Raw genomic sequence first — 22,180 nt, forward strand, 5'->3', positions numbered from 1 at the left:
AACATAAAATACATATAATTCAAGTTGATTTTTTATGTATACTATTATATAATTCTACATTAATATTTAGAGAAGGTGCTTATTTTATGGAAAACCCTATAAAAAATATTACAGATATCATAATAGGCGAATGCAGAACTTTTAAACATACACTAAAAGAAATTTTATACGCAATAGTAATAGTGCTGATTATAAACACATTTTTAATACAAAACTATCAAATTCCAACAGGCTCTATGATACCAATTATCATGCCTGGAGACAGATTATTTGCAAATAGATTTGTTTACGGTGTGAAACTTCCATTTACAGATGGGCTTTTAGGTTATAGACTTCCTAAAATAAAATCGCCTCAAAGAGGAGACTTAGTTGTATTTAGAGCACCTCCTTCATCTACTTTTGGATGCGAATCTTCTATGCCGTATTATGAACCTTCTCCTTTTGTGCAGATGCTGAAATTACCTGTAATGATATTTTCACTTACTCCTTTTAATTGGGACCCAAGATTTTTAGTTGCAGATTTTTTAGGCGAAAAACTCACAGGCGGAAATCATCTTGCTCCTGCTAAGTTATTTTTTGGGCTTAAAGCTGTAGATTTAGACCCTAGAAAAGAGTTTGTTAAGAGGGTAATTGCTACTGCTGGTGAAACTGTAGAAATTAGAGAAAAAAAGATAATTATAAATGGAGATGAAATAGAAGATAAATGGGGGTATTTCTATTATGGAGAGAGAGACTTTGTGCCTATTATAGATATATATGGACCTGTTTATGTGCCAAAAAAAGGTGATGTTATAATATTTAAAAAGATAGTCGATAGAGAAGATTATTATAATGACCTTAAATCTTTTGAAGTATATATTAATGATAAAATAGTTAGCGATGATATAAAACTATTTTTCTGGATGAATATATATATACCTTATGCTAAAGACAGACCTGATGAATATATATACAATGTCCCTGAAGATTATTTCTTTGTAATGGGAGATAACAGAGATCAAAGCTGTGACAGCAGAATGTGGGGACTTGTGCCTTATAGACTCATTAAGGGGCAGCCTATGATTGCTTGGATACAATCAAAAAGACCTGATGATGTACCTCAAGGTTTCTTCAAATACTTTATTATAAAATAAGTGAATATATATTATGTATAGCCAAATATCAAAAGATACATTAAAAGAGTTGTTAAAAATTTGGAAAGCAAAAAATATAGATGATTTAAAAAATAAAACTGATAATATATCTTTAATTTCATATAAGTTTTTTCTTTTAAATAAAGAAGAAAAAGAAATAGTTTATTTTGTTATTAACAATTATGATAAAGAAATAAATTCTATAGATATTGCATATTCGCTTAAATATACTCAAAAACAATTACCAGTATTTTTTAATTATATAGATGATATAAAAAAATCTGGGCTTCTATATTTAAAAATGAAAAGAAGAAAGCTTAATGCTAATGATGATACATTAAATTTCTTGCCGAATATTAAAGAATTATTAGAAACAATTATTTTAAAAGAAAACACAAAAAAAATAGAAAATTACATAGATGTTAAATACAACATAGCAACATATAAAAAATATCTAAAGAAAATAATATCCATATACGAAAACGGCGGTATAATAGAAAATACAAAAATAAAAATTACAAATGATGAATTATTAGATTTGTGTAAGGCTAATATAGTTACATTATATTTTGCAAAAGAAAATTCAAAGGCATTTATAGCAATCAATAATATTAATGTGATAAATACAATAGAAAAATCTTTAGAAGATAGTGTGTCTTCTTCTATTTTTATATATAATCATCTTAATATATTAAATGATATAGAAAATTTTATTTATGAAGTAGATATTCAAAAAATAAATGTAGAAAATATTAATTTAGAGTTTTTGAGTAATAATATAAACTATAATACAATAGTTGATATTTGCCTAAAGCTTGATTTGATAATAATAGATAATAAAGGCTTTATATCTTTAGAAAGTGATAATGTAAAGACATTTATATCACTTGATATAGAAAAAAGAAGAGATACTATATTAAAACAAATTTTTAAAAACCATCTGGAATATCAAAACAAAATATTTCAAATATTAGAAGATAATGAAAGCATATCTAAAACTAAATTACTATTAGAATTAAAAGAAAAAAATAATATATCTCCAGAAACTTATAATAATATATTATATACAATGTTTATTTTTGGACTTGTTGAAGCTTCTTTTTATGAGGGAGCTATTATTGCATTAAAAAGCATAAAAGATATAAAAAATAATTCAAAAAAATGTTTTATTAACAGCAATTTTGAAATAACTTTAATTAATCATAATGCTTTTGATGATGATTTTATTTATATGTGTAATTTATATTTTGAGCTTGAAAAAAATGAAAGTGTTTATACTTATAAAATCACAGAAGATAAAATATTAAAAGCAAAAACTATTATAAATGATACTAATTCTAAGTATAGTTTCAACAATTTTTTAGTCAAATTAAAATCTGTATTAAATGAATATTCTCTTACAATTCCAAAGCATGTAGAGAGTAATATTAACAGATGGTATGAGAGAGGAATTATATCTTCAATATATGAAAACATTACTTTGATAAATATAAAAGATAAAGACAAACTTGAAGAGATAGTTTATGAAGCAAACAGAAAAGGAATGAATATAAAAAAAATTAATGATGAATATGCTATATTAAAATATAATTCTGTAAGCAAAAAGACTTTAACAAAATTTTTAAGACAAAGAAGAATAATAGTAACTTTTTAATTTTTGTTATTTATATAAACAATTATATTTTTTAATACAAGTTTTTTATTCAACTTTTTCCCGCCTTCGCACCACAGGCACTTCCTTCGGTCGCTCTGCGGACTTCGTCAAAGTTTTCGCCCTTCGGGTACGCTTCGCAGGGGGCAAAGCCATGCAAATAACTAAAATATAAAACAAATTTTGACAAACTTAAAAAATTTAAGTATAATTTTTCGTAAAAGAGAAATATTTTTATGATAGATTATTTAAATAGAGAAACTTATAATTTTTATTTACCAGAAAATTTAATAGCAACCACTCCAAATTATGAGAGAGACCATTGCAAGTTAATGACAATTAGTAAAAACACAGGAGAAATAGAGCATAGAATTTTCTCAGATATTATTAATTATTTAAACAAAGATGATATATTGGTTCTTAATGACAGCAAAGTAATACCTGCAAGAATATACGCTAAAAAAAATACAGGCGGAAATGCAGAGATACTTCTTCTAAATAAATTCAATAACAGCGAAGATTTATGGGAATGCTTAATAAAAGGAAAAAATATAAAAGAAAATGATGTACTGTATTTGGATTATAGTCATATAGAAAGCATCGGAATAATTGAAGCTTCTATAATAAAAGATAATATATCAACAAAATTAATAAAGTTTTCAAAACCTCTTACTTCCAGTATATTAGATACAATCGGTAAAATACCTCTTCCTCCGTATATAATACAAAGCAGAAAGAAAAAAGGCGAAGACGAATATAATGAAAAAGATAAAGAGTTCTATCAAAATGTATATGCTAAAAATGAGGGAAGTATTGCTTCACCTACTTCAGGACTTCATTTTACCAAAGAACTTTTAGAAGGAATTAAATCTATTGGTGTTACAATTTGCTATGTTACTTTGCATGTTGGCTTTTCCACTTTTAACCCTATAAAAGAAGAAGATTTAAAAAAACATGTTATGCATGAAGAAAAATTTTCTATACCAAAAGAAACTGCAAGTATAATAATAAATGCTAAAAAAGATGGGAGAAGAATAGTGTCATGCGGAACTACTGTGGCAAGAGTTTTGGAAAGTGAATATAATGATTTTAATTTTAATAGATTAGAAGGCTCTACAAATATTTTTATATATCCACCGTATAAGTTTAAATGTGTAGATGCTCTTATTACAAACTTCCACACCCCGCACTCTACGCTTCTTGCTATGGTTAGTGCTTTTGCCGGTTATGATAATATTATGAATGCATACAAAATTGCCGTGGAAAATAATTATCGTTTTTTCTCTTATGGAGATGCTACTTTTTTGTATTAGATATAATTTTGGGATACTTAGTTTTAAAAACTTTAAATATTTAGTTTTGAAACAAGTCTAATATATAGCTAAAAAAGTATATTTTGTTATATGATTTTTTTATTCAACTTTTTCCCGCCGCAAAAAGTTGCAAAAAGTGCAAAATATGAAATTAATATTAAATAATACTAATTATATTTTATAAATATCTAAGATAAAATTATATATTTCAGTTAAAATAAAGCCTTTTGGTTCTTTATGGCAATACCTAAATGTACTTCCTTCGGTCGCCTTGAAAGACTCCTTTCAGTCGCAAAAGAAGCGGGGGCTACACTACGGGCACGTTTCGCAGGTGGCAAAGCCCAGCAAATAATTAAAATAACAAACTAAGTTTTGACAAACTTAAAAATTTCCAGCATATACCTAAACTATACCTAAACAAATTACCATTTGACTTTTTGTATAATTGATTTATCATAATACACAATGCATTTATTGAATATTTTTTATTAGAGGAAAATATGGAAAAGATAAAGATAGAAAATGTAGAGCTTACATTATCTCACCCAGATAATTTAAATATAAAATGGACAGGACAAAATGATTTAGTAAGGCAGATAATGGCTTCTTGGCATATAATATCCGAAGATGACATACCATTGAATCCAAGAATTGTGGGTAAGCCCGGAGCTGGAAAAACTACTCTTTCATATTATGTTGCTAAAGAGCTTCTTAAAAGAGATGTTTATATATTTCAATGTACAGTAGACACTAGACCAGAGGATTTAATAATAATACCTGTAATATCAGAAAATAATACTATAAGCTATCATGCTTCAAGTTTGGTTACTGCGATGATTAAGGGGGGGGTTGCCATACTCGACGAAGGAAACAGAATGAGTGAGAAAACTTGGGCTTCACTTGCTCCGCTCCTTGATGACAGAAGATATGTTGAAAGTGTTATTGCGGGTATAAAAATTAAGGCTCATCCAGATTTTAGAGTGATAGTTACAATGAATGATGATGCGAGTACTTTTGAGCTTCCTGAATATATACACTCTCGTTTGCAGCCTACAATAGAGCTTCCTTTTCCAGATGTTAAAGAAGAGTATGATATATTAAAAATGAATCTTCCTTTTGCTGATGATGAAATATTAAAAATTACTGTTGGTTTTTTACAGAAGTCGCATATACATAATGCTTCTTTTTCTGTGAGAGATGGTATTAGTATGGCAAGGTATGCTATGAAGCTTTATAACAGTAATATTGCTCATAGCAAAGATTCTGCTTTTTTAATAGCTTTAAAATCTGTGCTTGGAAATGAAGGTATTAGAATATTATCACTAAATATTGATGAGAATAACAAAGATGAATAATTTTAAAAATTTAAAAAACAAAAAAGATAAAAGAGATTATTTAAAAGAGAATTATTTTAATAAGTCTATATACTGCGTTACTGCTGAAGATTTTTCTAAGGGAAGAAACAATATTGAAGTAGTAGGCTCTATGCTTGAGGCGGGTATAAAGATTATTCAATATAGAGAAAAAGAGAACCCTAAAAAATATATGCGTGAGAAGTATGAAGAGTGCGTTAAGATAAGAGAGATGACAAAAAAGAGTAATGCATTATTTATAGTAGATGATTATGCTGATTTGGCTTTGGCAGTGGAAGCTGATGGGGTGCATATTGGGCAAAATGACATGCCAATAGAAGTGGTTAGAAAGATTGTTGGCGATGATATGATTATAGGGCTTTCTACAAAAAATATTGATGAGGCTAATGAGGCTTTTAATAGCAGTGCTGATTATATTGGGGTTGGTCCTATATTTGACACTAATACTAAAATTGATGCTGATAATGCTGTGGGTTTTGAGTATTTAGATTATATTGCTAAAAATATTGATATGCCTTTTGTTTGTATAGGAGGCATTAAACTTAATAATATGGATTTGCTTATAGAGCATAATGCAAAATGTTTATGCATGCTCACTGAGATTGTTGCTTCTGATGATATTAAAAATAAATGCGAAACTTTAATAAAAAAAATGCATTCTTAATAATAATATTTTTTATTGTTTTATTTGTTTTTCTATGTATTCTAAAAAATGATAAAGAGGCTTTGTTTATAGATGAGGCTTCTATTGAGGCATTTATTAAAAACTCTAACACTCAAATAATATATGATTATATAAAGTTTAGAGAAGATGTTTTTGTTGTTGGATATAATAATAAAGATTATATAAAAAATGTTTTTCCAAGTGCTAAGTTTATAAGCGAGTTTCGTTTTAGAATATATTCAAAATTAAGAAAAAATATATTATGCTTTTTTAGCGATGATAGTTTAATAGAATATGCTTACAAAAATAAGATATACTATTATAAAGTTGTACTAAATATTAATGACATAAAAAAAGAAGAATATATTACATTAAAAGATTCTAATAATTCAAAAATTTTTTTATCTGTTACAAATAATAATTATACTGAAAATAATATTGATAAAGATTTGATAAAAGTTTTGGACGGCGACACTATAACATATAATAATAATGTTTACAGGTTTATAGGAATTGATGCTCCAGAATTGGAACAAGTTTATGGAAAAGAGGCTAAAGATTATGTTTCTAATTTAATAAAAAATAGTGAAAAAGTGTCTATGCTTGTTTCTTCTTATGATATATTTGATAGGATATTATGTCATATTTTAGTTGATGATGTGCCTTTAGCTTATTATATGATAGAAGAAAAATTAGCAAAAGAGACTGTATTGAAATATGGAGATAATGGTTTTAGTGAAATTGGAAGTAATATAGTTTATTTATCTAAGTTTCAGGAAAGGAGAAAGTTTATAGACCCATCGAGATACAGAAGAGAAAATAGATAGTTTTGTTAATTACTACTTAAAACAATGATTTTTTAGTATATATAAACAATCATATTTTGTTGTATAAGCTTTATTTTATTCAACTTTTTCCCGCCGCAAAAAGTTGCAAAAAATGCAAGTTCTTCTGTTATAGAACAATAAAAAATTGAAAAAATATAATCATTTCAATATATACTAAAATCTTTAAGTTTATCAATTTTTATTTATTTGAAGGCAAAAATATAGTTTATTAACAATATTATAAGTTGTTAATAAAAGTAAGCAATATCATACTGAAATGTGCTGAATCTTGCAGTTGACAAACTTAAGACTTTTAATATAAACTAATATTATGAATAAAAAAATTTTATACTGCAATAAAAATGAATACCCTGCTTTTCCTTCTATAGTGAAATTAGAAAAAGATAAATATTTAGTGAGTTTTAGACTTGCTCCAAAAAATAAAAAAAATTATTCTCATCTTCATTCTTTAAGTAAAGCTATTGTATTGACTTATTATAAAGGCAAAATAATTAATACTACAGAAATAGCCAAAGAAGATGAAGCAGCAAAACAAGATGTGCAGCTTTTTAGAGTTGATGATAACACTATAATTGCCTACTATTTTAGATATACTTTTCACCCGCAAAGCGAAATTGATTTATTAAAAGAAAATACTTTTTTGGAATATAATAATACAATAGCATTATTAAGCGGTATAGGGTACTGTATTAGTTATGATAATGGTAAAACTTTTTCAAAGGCTAATACTATTGTATTAAAAAATGGAATGAAAAACTTTGCGGTAAGAGGCAGCATGGTTAAAGTAAATAATGAAATACTTATGCCTATATATGCTTACAAAAAATATATAAACAAAAATAATTCTAAGTATCAATGCTATATTATATATACTAAAGATTTAATTAATTGGGATATAAAGAGTTTTTTGTGTGAAACTGAATATAGAAAAATTGAAAATAAAAAAAGCAAAATAGAATATGTTGAACCTTCACTTATATATTATAATAATATATTATGGGCATTTATAAGAACGCATGTTAATAATGAATATGCTTTTACTTCTTTAAGTTATTCTCTGGACAATGGAAAGAGTTTTACTAAGCCTCATTTTACGAATATTAAAGGCTATCCTTTGCATCCTTTAAAGATTGATGATGAGAGAATTTTATTAACTTATGGATACAGATTAAAGCCTTATGGGGTTAGAGCAATTTTACTAAACGACTTGAATGATTTAAAAAATTACTCTGATTATGATATACAAAAAAAAGAGATAATTATAGAAGATAAAATGAAAAGTACTGATTGCGGTTATCCTTGGTGTGCTAATAACAACAACAGTATATATTGTGTTTACTATGGATATGATAATAGAGATAAAATAAGAAAAATATTTTTAACTGTATTTACTTTAGATTAAAAATATAGTAGACTTTGTTTTAATATAGGGAGAGAGATTTATGGACGATAAAGATATAATGAACCCTGAAATCTATGAGATAAAACCAGATAATTGGGAAGTTTTAGAAGATGATAAAAATATTAGCTATAGGCTTCTTGCTTATAAATTATCATCTTGGAGTGAAGATACTCATTTAATAGTAAATGTTAATAAAGAAAATAAAACTATTATAATTAATTGGAATAGTAAAGATTTTGTATTTCCTTCTCATAAAGCTTTTTTTAGGTTTGATGATGATTTGCCTGATAATTTAGATTGTAAGGCAACAGAAGATAAACTTTCTTCTATTATATTAGACAGCGATTATGTTTATGAGAGTTTGCTTAATCATAAACTTCTTATAGTAAGAGCATCGCTTGAAAAAAGTAAAACTACAAGAGTTTTTAATATTTCAAAGTTTGCAGAAGTTGTAAGAAAGTAAGTGATAGTAAATAAATATACTTACAAATAAAATATAAAATCATAAAATACTATTTAACAAATTAAAATTCATTTAATTTATTTATATATATTTGAATTATAATAACATCAAAAATAAAAAATATCTTAATTTATTATTTACTTTAAAATCATTTATGATATAACTTCATTATTAATCATTATAATAAAGGATTGTTATGGATTTAGAAAAGAAATTGGAAGAATTTTATAGAGATGTAAGAATGCCTATGAAGCAGGCTGAAGCTAGTAGAAATTTTACATCAATACCTATTTGGGGACTTTCATTAGCTTATAAAATGAATGATATAATTAAATGCTACTGTGAAATAGAAGAAGATAATAAAGAATTAAAAGACAGATACAAACACTTATTAAAAATATATTATTATAATGAATATAAGGAAAAAGATTACAGAGAAAGTTTTGTAATTCCCCATTTAATATTATTTGGAAATTTAGAAAAAGCATTACAAAATATAAATTACAGCACCTATGAATCAGATAAATGCAGACAAATGTATTTTCAAAGACCTATACATAAAATATTTGAATTATTAAATCAATATTTTAATAAAGAGTTTACTGAATATGTTAATAAATATGTAGATATAATAAATTCTAAAGATGCAGAAAAAACATTTAAAGATATGAATAGAGATGCAGTTATACCATTATTTGCATTATGTACTATGGCAAACACTGAAGATAAATATGTAGATATTATTATCAAAGCATTAGATTATATGCCCAATAAACTTGATGCTTTAAATGTTATTGGTCCTATTATAAATAAACATAAATCATTAAGAGATAAATTTGTAGAAATAAATGATGACTCTTTAATTATAGATATTGGTATAGAGTTTGGGCACTATTTTCATATACTAGCTTTTTCAGATAAAGATAAAATGATTGATAAAATATATAAAGATCTTGATTTTCCAAATTATTTTTCAGTTATTGCTAAATATTTTGAAGATTACTTTAATATACGTAAAATACATAACTTCAAAAAACTTTATTTAAATGATAAAGAGGCTTTTTATAAATTATATAATCTTTTAAAATTAGAAAAATACATAACAAGGAGAAATATAAAAATTATATTTATTTTATTTAGTGCAATTTTACTAGAGCATAATGATAATAATTTTGATTTAGAAACATTTAAATTATGCTATCAAATAATACCTAGTATAATTTTAAAATGCTTAAAAAAAGAAGGCAAAAGAGATATTAAGAAAATATCTGATAATATTAAAAATTTAGAAGATGTATTTGATAAAGATAAAAATAAAACATTTAATAATTTAATAGACTATTACACAGGAAAAAAATCTTCAGACATGCTTTACAGATTTAGAGCAACTTATCCTGAAATTAGTTTGAATACAGATATAATGTATGTATTTGCATTATTTAATTTTGAAGATTTATGCGAAGAAACAAAATCATCAAAAAAATTCTGTATAGATGTATTAAAACATTTAACCATACAGCTTGGAATTAGAAAGTACATAGAAACTCAATATGCCCTAACTTCAAAAACATTCAGAGAAATTGTTGATTCGCTTATAAATAATGAAGAATTAAATATAACATTAAAAGAAGTACTTCTTTCATACTATTATGATTATGGTAATTACTATGTGCCGCCTCCATCATTATATAATGATTTAACAGATGAAAAAGATAATACAAAAACTTTAAAAGATTTATTAATAGAAAATTACAGTGAAGAATTAAAAAATATATTAGATGATACAAATTTCATTAAAAAAGAATTAAGCAATGAAAAATTGGCTATTTTAGATATATTAAAATGGGCATATAATCCTAGTTTCAATTATAATAATTTTGAATTAGTTTATACAGTTCTTGAAAGCACTAAAAAAGTAGAAGTTAAAAGAGTTTGTTTAAAAATCATATCTAATAATGAAAATATAACAAGGGAATATGTTGAAAAAGCTATTGATAAGGTAAGAGCTTCAGATTTAAAAGGAGCTTTAAAAACAATACTCAAAAATTGGAACTTAAAAAAATACGGCGATAAATTTAATAGTATTGATGAAGCAATTGAATTTATTAATACATACTATAATACAAGCTATGAAAACAGTATTAAGTTTTTAGAGAATCTCAAATTAGATAAAGTATTATATAAAAATGGAAATAAGGCAGATGAAAGAATTATTAAATATATTTTAATGGAGTATATGAATCTAACAGAGCCTGCAAGACTTAAAGACTGTGATATGCTTGCTGATTTATTAGAAACTAACTCTTTTGAAAAAGTATTAAATGATATATTTGATTATTGGAAAGATACTAATTATGACAGTAAGGAAAAAAATATTTTAATGCCTTACTGTATATACTCTGATAATTCAAAAATAGATGCAGTATATACATTAATAAAAGAATTTGCTAAAGGTTCAAGAACTATATTGGGAGCATTTATTGTAAAATGCATTGCATTAAACGGCAAAAATTATGCTTTAATATTGATTGATAATCTAACAAGAAAAGCACCTACTGCCAAAATTAAAGAAACAGCAAATGAAACTATGAAAAATGCTGCAGAGATTTTAGGTATTTCTACCGATGAACTTTCTGACATAATTATTCCTGATTTTGGTTTTGACAGAAAAGGAAATAAAGTTCTAAGTTATGGAGGAGAAGCAAAGAGAACATTTACTTTAAATATAGATAATAATTTAGAATTAACGATTAAAGATGATGAAAAAAATAAAATCATAAAATCACTTCCAGCACCAAACAGCAAAGATGATAAGGCAGCAGCAGACTTAATTAAAAAAGAATTTAGTACTCTAAAAAAAGAAATAAAAACTTTAATACAATCTCAAAAAATAAGACTTCAAAAAGTTTTAATGAACGGCAGAAAATGGAGTTATGAGAGTTTTAAGAATGTATTTGTTAATAATAGCATTATGAATATATTTGCCTTAAAATTAATTTGGGGTGTTTATGATGATGATAATAAATTAATTAAAAGTTTCAGATATATGGAAGACGGCACTTTCAATACTGCCGATGAAGAAGAATATAAACTTGAAGATACAAACAAAAAAAATATTAGTTTAGTTCACCCTATGGAATTAGATGAAAATACTTTAAATAAATGGCAACAGCAATTATCAGATTATGAAATTACTCAGCCTATAGATCAGCTTAATTTTTCATCTGAAACTTTTGAAACTATAAAAGAAAAAGATATTCAAAATGATGAGCTAACTTCATTTGACGGAGTAACCGTTAAAGTAGGAACTTTGATGTCGCTTGCAAATAAATATGATTTTGAAAGAGGAGAAACAGAAGACGGCGGAGGCTACAGTGAATATATTTTGAAAGATAGTTATTTACAAATTTCAGTACATATAACATTTGACTATATATATTTTGGAATTGAGCCTGATGAAGATGTTAATTTAAATAATATTATTTTCTATGATGAAAGCGATGAGATTCAACCTGTAAAAACTAATCCTTTAAAATTAAATCAAAGGTTTGTTAATTCTGTTTATAATATAGTAAAGAATAATATATAAAAAATAATAAAAAGTAGTACATAAAAAAGGCATTAAATTTATATATAAAAAAATTAATGCCTTTTTATGAATGATTTATAAAAAATTAAAACTCTTTTATTTTTTCACTATTTAAAGTTTTTATTAATGCTTTAGCTATCTCTATAGAAGCAACTACATCATCATAAGAAGCATAACAATAATGACTATGAGCATATCTCGTAGCAACACCCAAAACAACACTAGGACTTCCAAAATTAGTTTTATGATATATTGCACCATTAGTAGAGCCTTTTTCACGCACTATTACTTGATGAGCAATATTGTTTTGTTTTGCTATATTTATAGTGTATTTATTTAATCTTGGGTTTGTAATCATGCCTCCGTCTATTACTCTAAGCTGAGAGCCTTTTCCAATAGCTCCATGTGCTCTCTCTCCATAATAAAAAGTATCATCAGCAGGTGAGCCCTCAAATACTATAACTAAATCAGGCTTTACTTTGTTAGCTGCCACAGAAGCTCCTCTTGCCCCAACTTCCTCTTGAGCTGTCATCATACCAACCAAATTAACATCTAATTTCTCGTCTTTTAATGCTTTTAAAGTCTCTATCACACATACAGCACCAACTCTGTTGTCTATAGCCTTAGCACAAAAACTTTTAGTTCTCTCATCATATCTGAAATCAACATCTGGTACAATAGGGTCTCCTATGCATATTCCAAATATATCTTCTGTTTCTTTTTTAGTTCTAGTACCCACATCAATATACATATCTTTTAATGTAGGCAATTTTTTTCTGTCTTCATCTGTCATAAAATGGGGCGGCTTTGAACCTATAACACCTTTAACATGCTCCCCACTTGATGATTTTACCACCACAGAATTTGATACAATGTTTGGTATATGCCAGCCTCCAAGAGGTATAAAAGATAAAGTTCCATTTTCATTTATATGCTCTACCATAAAACCAAGTTCATCTATATGGCAGTCTAATCCTACTATAGGTTTGCTTTTGTCAATATTTTTTAAACCTAAATACAAATTATTAATAGAATCTCTTTCACTATCTATAAAATTTGCTTTTTCTCTTATAACATTTATTACATCATCTTCAAAACCTGATGGTCCGAATGCATTAGTTAAATCTTTTAATAATGTTATTATATTATTATCCATAAAAAATCCTGAAATAAATTTATGATTAATGATAAATCATTTAAATAAAATATCAATATCTTGTTAATATAATATGTATTAATTTATTTTTTTGATAATTTGATTTTTTAAAATAGTTATTTCTGAAATATGAATTTAAAACTACAATCTAATTTTATAAAATCTGTATTAAAAAGAGGTATTAAATTACTTTAATACCTCTTTTTATTTTTTATGCCTTAGCTAATTCTTCACCTAATTTAATGCATTCATTAATTGCATTATCATCTGGAGTAAGATTTGTAATTAAACCATCTTTTATTAAAGAAGCTCCTGTACTCTTTACGTCTTCCTGCCAATTTCTCATCCATTCACCATCGCCCCAATCATAAGAGCCAAATAAAGCTATCTTTTTATTGGAAAGCTTATCTCTTATTGCATCATAAAAAGGCTGAAACTCGGATTCTTCTAAAACTTCAGCCCCCATAGCAGGACAGCCTAACGCTAATTTTGAATAATTATCTATATCTGAAGTATTAAAATTAGATACGCTAAATGTATCAACCTCTCCTCCAGATTTTTTAATGCCTTTTTCTACATTTTGTGCCATAAGCTCAGTATTGCCTGTAGCACTCCAATATATTACAGCTATTTTATCACTCATTTTATCCCCCATAAATTTAATATTTTATTTACTGTAAGCATACTCTTTATAATCATCCATTATCTCCAATATTCCCTTCCCATTTAAAAATGTAGTTGTATAAAAATCTCTGCATCTATTATAGCTTTCGAAAGTTTTTATAGCTTCATTTTTATTATGATATACTTTCCAGTATCCAGCGTATAAACTATTTTTCCCATAATTATTTATAAAGCCGTATATATCCATAAGAGGATATCCTAAAAATATACCTATCTCATGAGGAAAATCTTTATTATACTGCATCCTATCTTTTAATAGTTCGATACACTTATATAGATTTTTCTCTTCATATCCATAATCTTCTAAAAAATCAAAAATCTCATCATTAAAAATGTATTCCTCAAGCCTTTTTTTGTCATAAACATAAACTATCACTTTATTATCATAATCTTTTATAATAGACACATTTATATTGCGGCTGTTTAATATTTTATTGTATGATGCTATTTTTTTGTAAACATCTTTTTTAGAGTTGTATTGATATGTAAAGATGTTTGCTATTTTTATACCAGAAAGTGTTGGTGCACAGTGGTTAATAATCAATGTATCAAAATTATGCTCTTTCATTGTTAGAGTATTCTAACATATATTTTAAAATTGTCAATAGTTTTGTTAGTATATTCTAACTTTTTAACGGTTTTTTAAATATACCAAAAATATTATATAAAACTTATTATAACACATAGTATTAATGATATTATTATTTGCAATGATAAAAAACCTGATATGAGTTTATTAACTTTTTCATTATCACTATACATTAGTAATATAAAAGGTGAAGGAGATAAAAAATATATAATCATAGATTTTATAAAAATTATATTAATATTTATAATTTTAGAGATAACAAATAAAGTTAGAGAGATTAATACTGCCATAGTAGCAAATCTTACAAAGAATAATTTAATAGCTTTTTTAAATATATTTGGTTTAAATTCAAGTTCAGCCCCTATGCATAATAATATCATAGGAGATAGTGGTTCTGTTAAAAAGGATATTATTCTGTTATATGTTCCTAAGAAATTTGAATTATCTATTTTTTCACCAAGATTAAATAATGCACCTATTATACCTAAAATAAGGCTTATTATTATTGGGCTTTTTATTATAGAGTTTATTATTTGTTTTGTATTTTGTTTTTTTCCTGATATCAAAGTTAAACCTGTTGTAACTACAGTAAAAACGAATATATTATTTACCATATCTATTTGTATTATTGGAAATAGATTATCTTTTCCTATTATTATATTAAGTATAGCTAATGCAAACATTCCGCTTTCAATGCAAGTATTAGTATATGGTATATATTTTTTTATATCATCGCTGAATAATGGTCTATACAAAAATCCTAATAAATATGCTGCAAATATTATTATAAATCCTGCTGCTATTAATACTATAGAATCTTTATTAAATGTGCCATAAATAAGTATATTAAAAAAAGTGAAGGGAAGAAATAAATTAACTGCTAAATTTTTTATAGTTTTTATTCCATCACTGCTAATGATATTTATTTGTTTTAATATTTTACCTAATGCTATTAAAATAAATATTGGAAGTATTAATTCTATGATAGTATACATTTTGATTTCCGTTAATACTTTTTCTATAATATTATAACATAAAAATTATTAATTTTTAAACATAAAAAACTAAAGTTATAAACTATATTTTTAAATAAAATTTCTTTTATCGTGTGTACTTCTTTAAGGGCAAAGTCCTGTAAATAATTAAAATAAAAGAGCTAAAAATTTGTCAGTACATATTAAAACAATAGTTTTCTATCAACTTTTTTATTACTTATTTAAAATAATATATATATCACATAAATAAGCATCAAGTTTTGTTTCATCAATAAACTTAGGATTAGTTTTTATATCTTCATCTTTTATTATAAAGTATTTTAGCCCTATTTTATTAAAAAGTTTTTCTCTAACCATATCATTATTTTTTACTTTTTCTTTTAGTGTTTCAGTATCTCCAAAATGTCCTTTACCATGATATTCTATTACAGCAACAGGTTCATTTATTTTATTTCCTCTTTTATATGTTATTAAATAATCACAATAAAAATCTCTGAATGTTCTCCAAGCATAAGAATCTTCATCAGACTTTAAAAATGCTTTGAAAGATACTTGAGGATGTACATTATAATCTTTAAATGCTTTCACCATAGAATAAAATATTTTAGTTTCTTCTATGTTCATGATTTTTTTAGTAGATATATTTCCAGTTTCCATATCATGGAGTCTTTGCTCTGTTATGTCTTTTGTTTGGTATTCATATTTTTTATTATAATTATTATATCTTTTATTATAGTTTCTATATTCTCTATAGTAATTAGAATCTCTTCTTTTAAAGAAAAATATAAATATTACAATTAATATAAAAATTAATCCAATTAAACTTTCCATAAATAAAAACTCCAATATACTATAAAGTATAGTTCTGTGAAATTATTATTCAAGTATAAATTAGATTTTTATATTATATTTTTCAAATAATTAGTATTTTATTTTTATAAATATATTTGAATTTTTTTATTTTTCTTTTATAATATATTAAACTTTATTTTAGACTTTATATATTCACTTCAATACTTTTTATATATTTAATCTTTAATCCGTATAAAGAATTTTTATAAAAACCTATAAAGGAGAGTTTATTATGGCAGAAAAACAAATACTTAATTTTGAAGCCGAAACAAAACAGATATTAAATTTAATGGTGCATTCTATATACACTCATAAAGAAATATTTTTAAGAGAACTTATATCAAATGCAAGCGACGCTTTAGATAAAGCAAGATTTGAATCTATAACTAAAAGCGATAAATATACTGATATAGATAATTTAAGAATAAAAATAGAAATAGATGAACAAAATAGAACATTGAGTATTATAGATAACGGAATTGGTATGACAAGAGAAGATGTTATCAATAATATAGGCTCTATTGCAAGAAGCGGTACTAAAGCATTTTTGGAGAAAATACAAAAGGATAAAGAAGCTTCAAAAGAAAGCGGAATAGATTTAATAGGGCAATTTGGTGTTGGATTTTATTCTGCATTTATGGTTGCTGATGATATTATAATAGAGACTAAAAATGTTGATAGTGAAAAGGGTGTTCGTTGGGAGAGTAATGGAGACGGTTCTTATTCTATAGAAGATATTGATAAACAAGACAGAGGAACAAAAATTATACTCAAGTTAAAACCAAAAGATAAAAAGTTAGAAGAAGACGGATTTGTTGATGATGATTATTGCAACAGATACACTTTAGAAGGACTCATTCATAAATATTCAAACTATGTTCATTATCCTATTATTATGGATATGCCTATACCAAAAAAGGACGAAAAAGAAATTCAGCAATATGAAGAGAAAACTATTAACTCAATGGTGAGTATATGGCAAAAATCAAAAAGCGATGTTAAAACAGAAGAGTATAATGAGTTTTATAAAGAGCATTTCCATGATTATGCAGACCCATTTGAAGTAATACATACAAAGGCAGAAGGTACTATAGAATATACTGCACTTTTATTTATACCTTCAAAAGCACCTTTTAATTTCCTACACCCAGATTTTGAGAGAGGTTTAGAGCTTTATTCAAGAAACGTGTTTATAATGGGTAAATGTAAAGACTTGCTTCCTGAATATTTAAAATTTGTAAGAGGTTTGGTTGATTCTCCTGACTTCTCACTTAATATTTCAAGAGAGATTTTACAGCATAGCACTCAATTAAAAAGAATAGCATCAAATGTTGAAAAAAAGGTTTTGGAAACTTTAGAAAATATATTAAAAAATGACAGAAAAAGATACCAAGAGTTTTTCAAAGAGTTTGGCGAGTCTATAAAAATAGGAATATATTCAGACTTTAGTAAAAAAGATAAGCTATCTAATTTATTATTATTTGAATCATCAGAAACATCTGACGGAGAATATACAACATTAGCAGAATATAAATCAAGAATGAAAGAAGGTCAGGAGTTTATATATTATGCAGCTGCTAAAGATAAAGCTACAATAGAAAAACTTCCTCATATGGAGGGTATGAAAGATAAAGGTTATGAAGTGCTTTATTTTACTGACAGAGTTGATGAGTTTATGGTTAATATGATGAGAGAGTTTGACGGCACTAAACTTTATTCTATACTTCAGGCTGACAACAATACAGAAAATAAAGATGAAAACAAAGATTCTACTAATAAAGATGTACTTAATGCTATAAAAGAAGTATTAGGTGCTGATAAGGTTGCTGAGGTGAGGGAGACTAATAGGCTTAAAGAGAGTGTTGTATGTTTATCAAATAAAGAAGATTCTATAAGCTTTAATATGGCTAAGGTACTTGCTGAAAGCGGCAATCCTATGTTTGCTATGAAGCCTGAGAGAGTATTAGAAATTAATACTTCGCATGATGTATTTAAAGCAATAGAAAAAGAGTATCAGGCTAATAAAACTTCTGATTTATTTAAGGAGTATAGCGAACTTCTTTATGATGAGGCTTGTATACTTGAAGGACTTCCACTTGAAGACCCTAAATTATTTGCAAGCAGAATGAGTAAGTTAATGTTAAAGTTATAATTAGTTGATTATATTTTTATTGAAGATAGAAATTGGGAGAATATTTTTAAATATTATATTTTTTCAATTTTTATCTTTTAAGAATTTTATTGTAAATTTTTTGAAGCATATGTTTAACATATTTCGTAAAAATAGTTATAATATATTAAAATAATTATTTTCTATCAACTTTTTCCCGTAGCAAAAAGTTTTTACCCTACGGGCACGCTTCGCAGGGGGCAAAGCCCTGCAAATAATAAAAATAAAGAAAGCTAAAAAATGCAGTATTTTTTAAATATATATATTAAATATTGGAGTTAATTTATGAGATTAAAAATTATTACTTGTTTAATGATGTTATCTGTTTTATTAGCATCTTGTTCTAATAATAATGAATCATCTGATAACACATTAAATATCAACCTTGGTCCGCAGACAAAAAGTATAGACCCTGCTATAAGCTCTACTGTTATAGGTTCATACTATATCACTCATGCTTTTGAGGGTTTAACTACAATAGGTAAAGACGGAAAAATGTCTGGCGGAGCTGCTGAAAGCTGGGAGGAGCTTGATGGCGGTTTGAGATACATATTCCATTTAAGAACTAATGCTAAATGGAGCGATGGAAAAAATGTAACTGCTGAAGATTTTGTATATTCTTGGAGGAGAGTTGTTGATCCAAAAACTGCAAGCGATTATGGATATCAATTTGCTCCTGTAAAAAATGCAGAAAAAATTATAGCTGGAGAATTACCTAAAGAAGAATTAGGAGTTAAGGCTATAGATGATTATACTTTAGAAGTTATATTAGAAAGACCTACTGTTTATTTTTTGGATTTGGTTGGTTTTACTACATTCTATCCTGTAAGAAAGGATATTATAGAACAATATGCTGATAAATGGGAAGTAAATGCAGAAACTTATATAGGAAATGGTCCTTTTACAACTATAGAAATTTCTCCTGATGATAGAATAGTAATGGTAAAAAACACAAATTACTGGAATTATAAAGAAGTGTTGCCCGAAAAATTAAACTTCATAATGATGCAAAACCCTACTGCTTCTGTTGCTGGTATAAAAGACGGAACATTAGATTTTTCTAAAGTAGTTCCTACGCAAGATATACCTGTATTAAAGGAAGAGGGTATATTGCAAATAAAACCTTTATTAGGCTCTTACTATTATTGTTTCAGCACTACTAATGAAATTTTAAAAGATGTGAGAATACGCAAAGCTTTAACATTAGCTATTGACAGAAAATATATAGTTGAAAATGTTACAAAAGGCGGAGAAGTTCCTACTAGTGCTTTCGTGCCTTATGGTGTTAATGATGTTGATGGGGGAGATTTTAGAGAGAATGGCGGAGAGTTTTTTGATATAAATGATTATGCTAAAAATGTTGAAGAAGCTAAAAGATTATTAGCAGAGGCTGGATATCCAAATGGTGAAGGTTTTCCTGTTTTAGAGTTTAATACAGACAGCGGATTAAATGTTACAATATTTGAAGCGGTTCAACAGATGTGGAAAGAGAATTTGGGCATAGATGTTCAAATAGTTCAAGAGGAATTAGCTGCTTTCTTTAGTAATAGATATAGCAGATTATTTACTATAGTGAGAGGTGGGTGGTATGCAGATTTTAATGACCCTATTAATTTCTTAGATTTATTTACTACTCCAGCACCTTTAAACTTCCCAACTTTTAGTAATAAAGAATATGATGAATATTTGAGAGTGGCTTTAACTTCTTCCGATAAAAATCTTAGAATGGACGCTATGCATAAAGCTGAAAAGATATTGATAGATAGTTATGCTATAATGCCTATGTATTTCAATACTGAGCCTTTGCTTGTATCAGAAAAATTAAAAGGTGTATATTATAATCCTCTTTCAATACATAGATTTACTTATGCTTATAAAGAAAAATAATTTTTAATAAATTGTATTTTTAATTAAGTTCTTTTACTGCTAAATGAAGTACATACGGTAGTAAAAGGACTTTAATTTTTTTATTACAGTTCTAAAAATGCATATTCTAATATTTTAGAAATATGTATTATAATACCTATATTTTAGACTAAAAATTAAGTTCTTTGTGAATCCTAAACAAAAAAATTAAAAACTAAATTTTGATATACTTAAAGTTTTTAATGTATATAAAAACGATTATTTTATATCAACTTTTTTATTGTTCTTTTTCCCGCATTTTGTTATATGATTTTTTATTCAACTTTTTCCCGCCGCAAAAAGTTTTCGCCCTTCGGGCACGCTTCGCGAAAGTGCAATTTATATGTTGGAATATGTATTAATATAAAATAATATATGATTTTGGATATGCTTAAAAGCTAGTTTTTTTTAATGCAGTTCTTTTGGTTCTTTTATACCAATAAAAGAACTGGGGGTGTGGGGGCAACGCCACCACAAATAAAAAACTTAAAAAATATTTTATTTTCAAGAAAAAAATTAGCACACACCCATTGAGGCAAATCACACAACGCACGCAGAACATAATTTTAACATATAGTAAGTCTAAAATTATAAAGCAGATTTGTAAATAGAATTTAGTTTAACGTGCGGTTAAAATTTTAATTTTTTTAGGTTAATTATCAATTCTATTAATAAGCATTTGTTGAGTTTTGAACTTCTTCAAGTTTATTAATAGCATCTCTAAACATAGTAAAATTGCTTTGCCAGTTGCTTGTTGCTGTGGGTGATATTGATATGTCTTCGTAGGTGTTTTCATTGAAATTATTAATAAAATTAAATCTTATATTTGATATGCTTTTTGTAGTAAAATTGTCAAACTCATTATCATTATTAAATTTATATCTTACTTCTATATCATAATATTTTAAATTACCCATTGTAAATGGAGTGAATACTGTTTTTTGTATGTTTGTTAATTCTAAAGAGCTTCCGTCATCAAACATAAATATTATAGGAGTTGAGCTTGCTACTTGAAAATAGTATGGATATCTATATCTAAACTCTAATGTTAAAGTTCTTCCATATCTTTTGAAAAATCTAAAACTATTTTCACGCATATATTTTTGAGTGTTTTTCCAAGAGGTGAATATATTTATTTTTGATGTGAGTTTATCTCTTTCTGTGATATATGCTCTATTTTTTATAGTATCGTATATTATACTATTAGTGTCCATATTGTTTTGAGCAGATAGCATTAGAGAGCTAAACACTATTAAAATGAATATATACCTATACATAAAAAACTCCAATTTTAAACATTATAACTCCATATAATAAGACGGAATTATAATATGTAAAATTGAATGCAAATATATATTTTTTAATATTCATAAAAATATTTGTTAATAAAGAT

The 22,180-nt window shown here is 26.0% G+C and carries 17 protein-coding genes; 11 read left to right on the forward strand and 6 right to left on the reverse strand.

All coding sequences use genetic code 11. From position 1 onward, the window contains the following. The first annotated feature begins 86 nt into the window (after nucleotides 1-86). From lepB to R4I97_RS05220, 9 genes are all read left to right on the forward strand, one after another. Nucleotides 87-1,133 carry a signal peptidase I gene (gene lepB, locus R4I97_RS05180; RefSeq protein ID WP_335784012.1) on the forward strand — a complete coding sequence of 349 codons (1,047 nt, stop codon included), beginning with the start codon at nucleotides 87-89 and terminating at the stop codon, nucleotides 1,131-1,133. A 13-nt stretch (nucleotides 1,134-1,146) separates the two neighbouring features. Beyond that, the gene (locus R4I97_RS05185) at nucleotides 1,147-2,787 is read left to right on the forward strand and encodes a hypothetical protein (RefSeq protein ID WP_335784013.1); all 1,641 of its coding nucleotides are present in this window, start codon (nucleotides 1,147-1,149) and stop codon (nucleotides 2,785-2,787) included. A gap of 233 nt (nucleotides 2,788-3,020) precedes the next feature. Beyond that, nucleotides 3,021-4,097, forward strand: a complete 1,077-nt coding sequence (queA, locus tag R4I97_RS05190; RefSeq protein WP_335784014.1) for a tRNA preQ1(34) S-adenosylmethionine ribosyltransferase-isomerase QueA — start codon at nucleotides 3,021-3,023, stop codon at nucleotides 4,095-4,097. A gap of 500 nt (nucleotides 4,098-4,597) precedes the next feature. Further along, nucleotides 4,598-5,452 carry an AAA family ATPase gene (locus tag R4I97_RS05195; protein WP_157151617.1) on the forward strand — a complete coding sequence of 285 codons (855 nt, stop codon included), beginning with the start codon at nucleotides 4,598-4,600 and terminating at the stop codon, nucleotides 5,450-5,452. Then, the gene (gene thiE, locus R4I97_RS05200) at nucleotides 5,445-6,134 is read left to right on the forward strand and encodes a thiamine phosphate synthase (protein WP_335784015.1); all 690 of its coding nucleotides are present in this window, start codon (nucleotides 5,445-5,447) and stop codon (nucleotides 6,132-6,134) included. Before R4I97_RS05195 ends, thiE begins: the two co-directional genes overlap by 8 nt. Next, entirely contained in the window at nucleotides 6,101-6,961 is an 861-nt protein-coding gene (locus R4I97_RS05205; RefSeq protein ID WP_335784016.1) for a thermonuclease family protein, read from the forward strand. Before thiE ends, R4I97_RS05205 begins: the two co-directional genes overlap by 34 nt. 331 nt (nucleotides 6,962-7,292) lie before the next feature. Beyond that, a complete protein-coding gene (locus R4I97_RS05210) occupies nucleotides 7,293-8,384 on the forward strand; it encodes a sialidase family protein (protein ID WP_335784017.1) in 1,092 nt (363 codons plus the stop codon). Nucleotides 8,385-8,424: 40 nt separating this feature from the next. Next, entirely contained in the window at nucleotides 8,425-8,847 is a 423-nt protein-coding gene (locus R4I97_RS05215) for a hypothetical protein (RefSeq protein WP_335784018.1), read from the forward strand. Between the two features lie 196 nt (nucleotides 8,848-9,043). Then, the gene (locus tag R4I97_RS05220) at nucleotides 9,044-12,436 is read left to right on the forward strand and encodes a DUF4132 domain-containing protein (protein ID WP_335784019.1); all 3,393 of its coding nucleotides are present in this window, start codon (nucleotides 9,044-9,046) and stop codon (nucleotides 12,434-12,436) included. Nucleotides 12,437-12,521: 85 nt separating this feature from the next. Here R4I97_RS05220 and R4I97_RS05225 read toward each other — a convergent pair whose 3' ends face one another. From R4I97_RS05225 to R4I97_RS05245, 5 genes are all read right to left on the reverse strand, one after another. After that, on the reverse strand, nucleotides 12,522-13,592 hold the full coding sequence (locus R4I97_RS05225; RefSeq protein WP_335784020.1) for a M42 family metallopeptidase: 1,071 nt from the start codon (nucleotides 13,590-13,592) through the stop codon (nucleotides 12,522-12,524). A 211-nt stretch (nucleotides 13,593-13,803) separates the two neighbouring features. Continuing rightward, nucleotides 13,804-14,235, reverse strand: coding sequence for a flavodoxin (locus R4I97_RS05230; protein ID WP_335784021.1), 432 nt, complete (start codon nucleotides 14,233-14,235; stop codon nucleotides 13,804-13,806). A gap of 24 nt (nucleotides 14,236-14,259) precedes the next feature. Continuing rightward, entirely contained in the window at nucleotides 14,260-14,844 is a 585-nt protein-coding gene (locus tag R4I97_RS05235; protein ID WP_335784022.1) for a DUF3793 family protein, read from the reverse strand. 92 nt (nucleotides 14,845-14,936) lie between these two features. Then, nucleotides 14,937-15,860, reverse strand: a complete 924-nt coding sequence (locus tag R4I97_RS05240) for an AEC family transporter (RefSeq protein WP_335784023.1) — start codon at nucleotides 15,858-15,860, stop codon at nucleotides 14,937-14,939. Between the two features lie 213 nt (nucleotides 15,861-16,073). Continuing rightward, nucleotides 16,074-16,691, reverse strand: coding sequence for a DUF2726 domain-containing protein (locus R4I97_RS05245; RefSeq protein WP_335784024.1), 618 nt, complete (start codon nucleotides 16,689-16,691; stop codon nucleotides 16,074-16,076). 253 nt (nucleotides 16,692-16,944) lie between these two features. Between R4I97_RS05245 and htpG the strand changes: the two genes are divergently transcribed. After that, on the forward strand, nucleotides 16,945-18,864 hold the full coding sequence (htpG, locus tag R4I97_RS05250; protein ID WP_335784025.1) for a molecular chaperone HtpG: 1,920 nt from the start codon (nucleotides 16,945-16,947) through the stop codon (nucleotides 18,862-18,864). Between the two features lie 303 nt (nucleotides 18,865-19,167). Then, nucleotides 19,168-20,769 (forward strand): peptide ABC transporter substrate-binding protein, encoded by a 1,602-nt coding sequence (locus R4I97_RS05255; RefSeq protein WP_335784026.1) that lies wholly within the window; start codon nucleotides 19,168-19,170, stop codon nucleotides 20,767-20,769. Between the two features lie 686 nt (nucleotides 20,770-21,455). Here the strand turns inward: R4I97_RS05255 and R4I97_RS05260 are convergent. Further along, entirely contained in the window at nucleotides 21,456-22,064 is a 609-nt protein-coding gene (locus tag R4I97_RS05260) for a hypothetical protein (protein ID WP_335784027.1), read from the reverse strand. Between the last annotated feature and the right edge of the window lie 116 nt (nucleotides 22,065-22,180).

Origin of the sequence: Brachyspira pilosicoli (assembly GCF_036997485.1) — a bacterium.
GTDB lineage: Bacteria > Spirochaetota > Brachyspiria > Brachyspirales > Brachyspiraceae > Brachyspira > Brachyspira pilosicoli_C.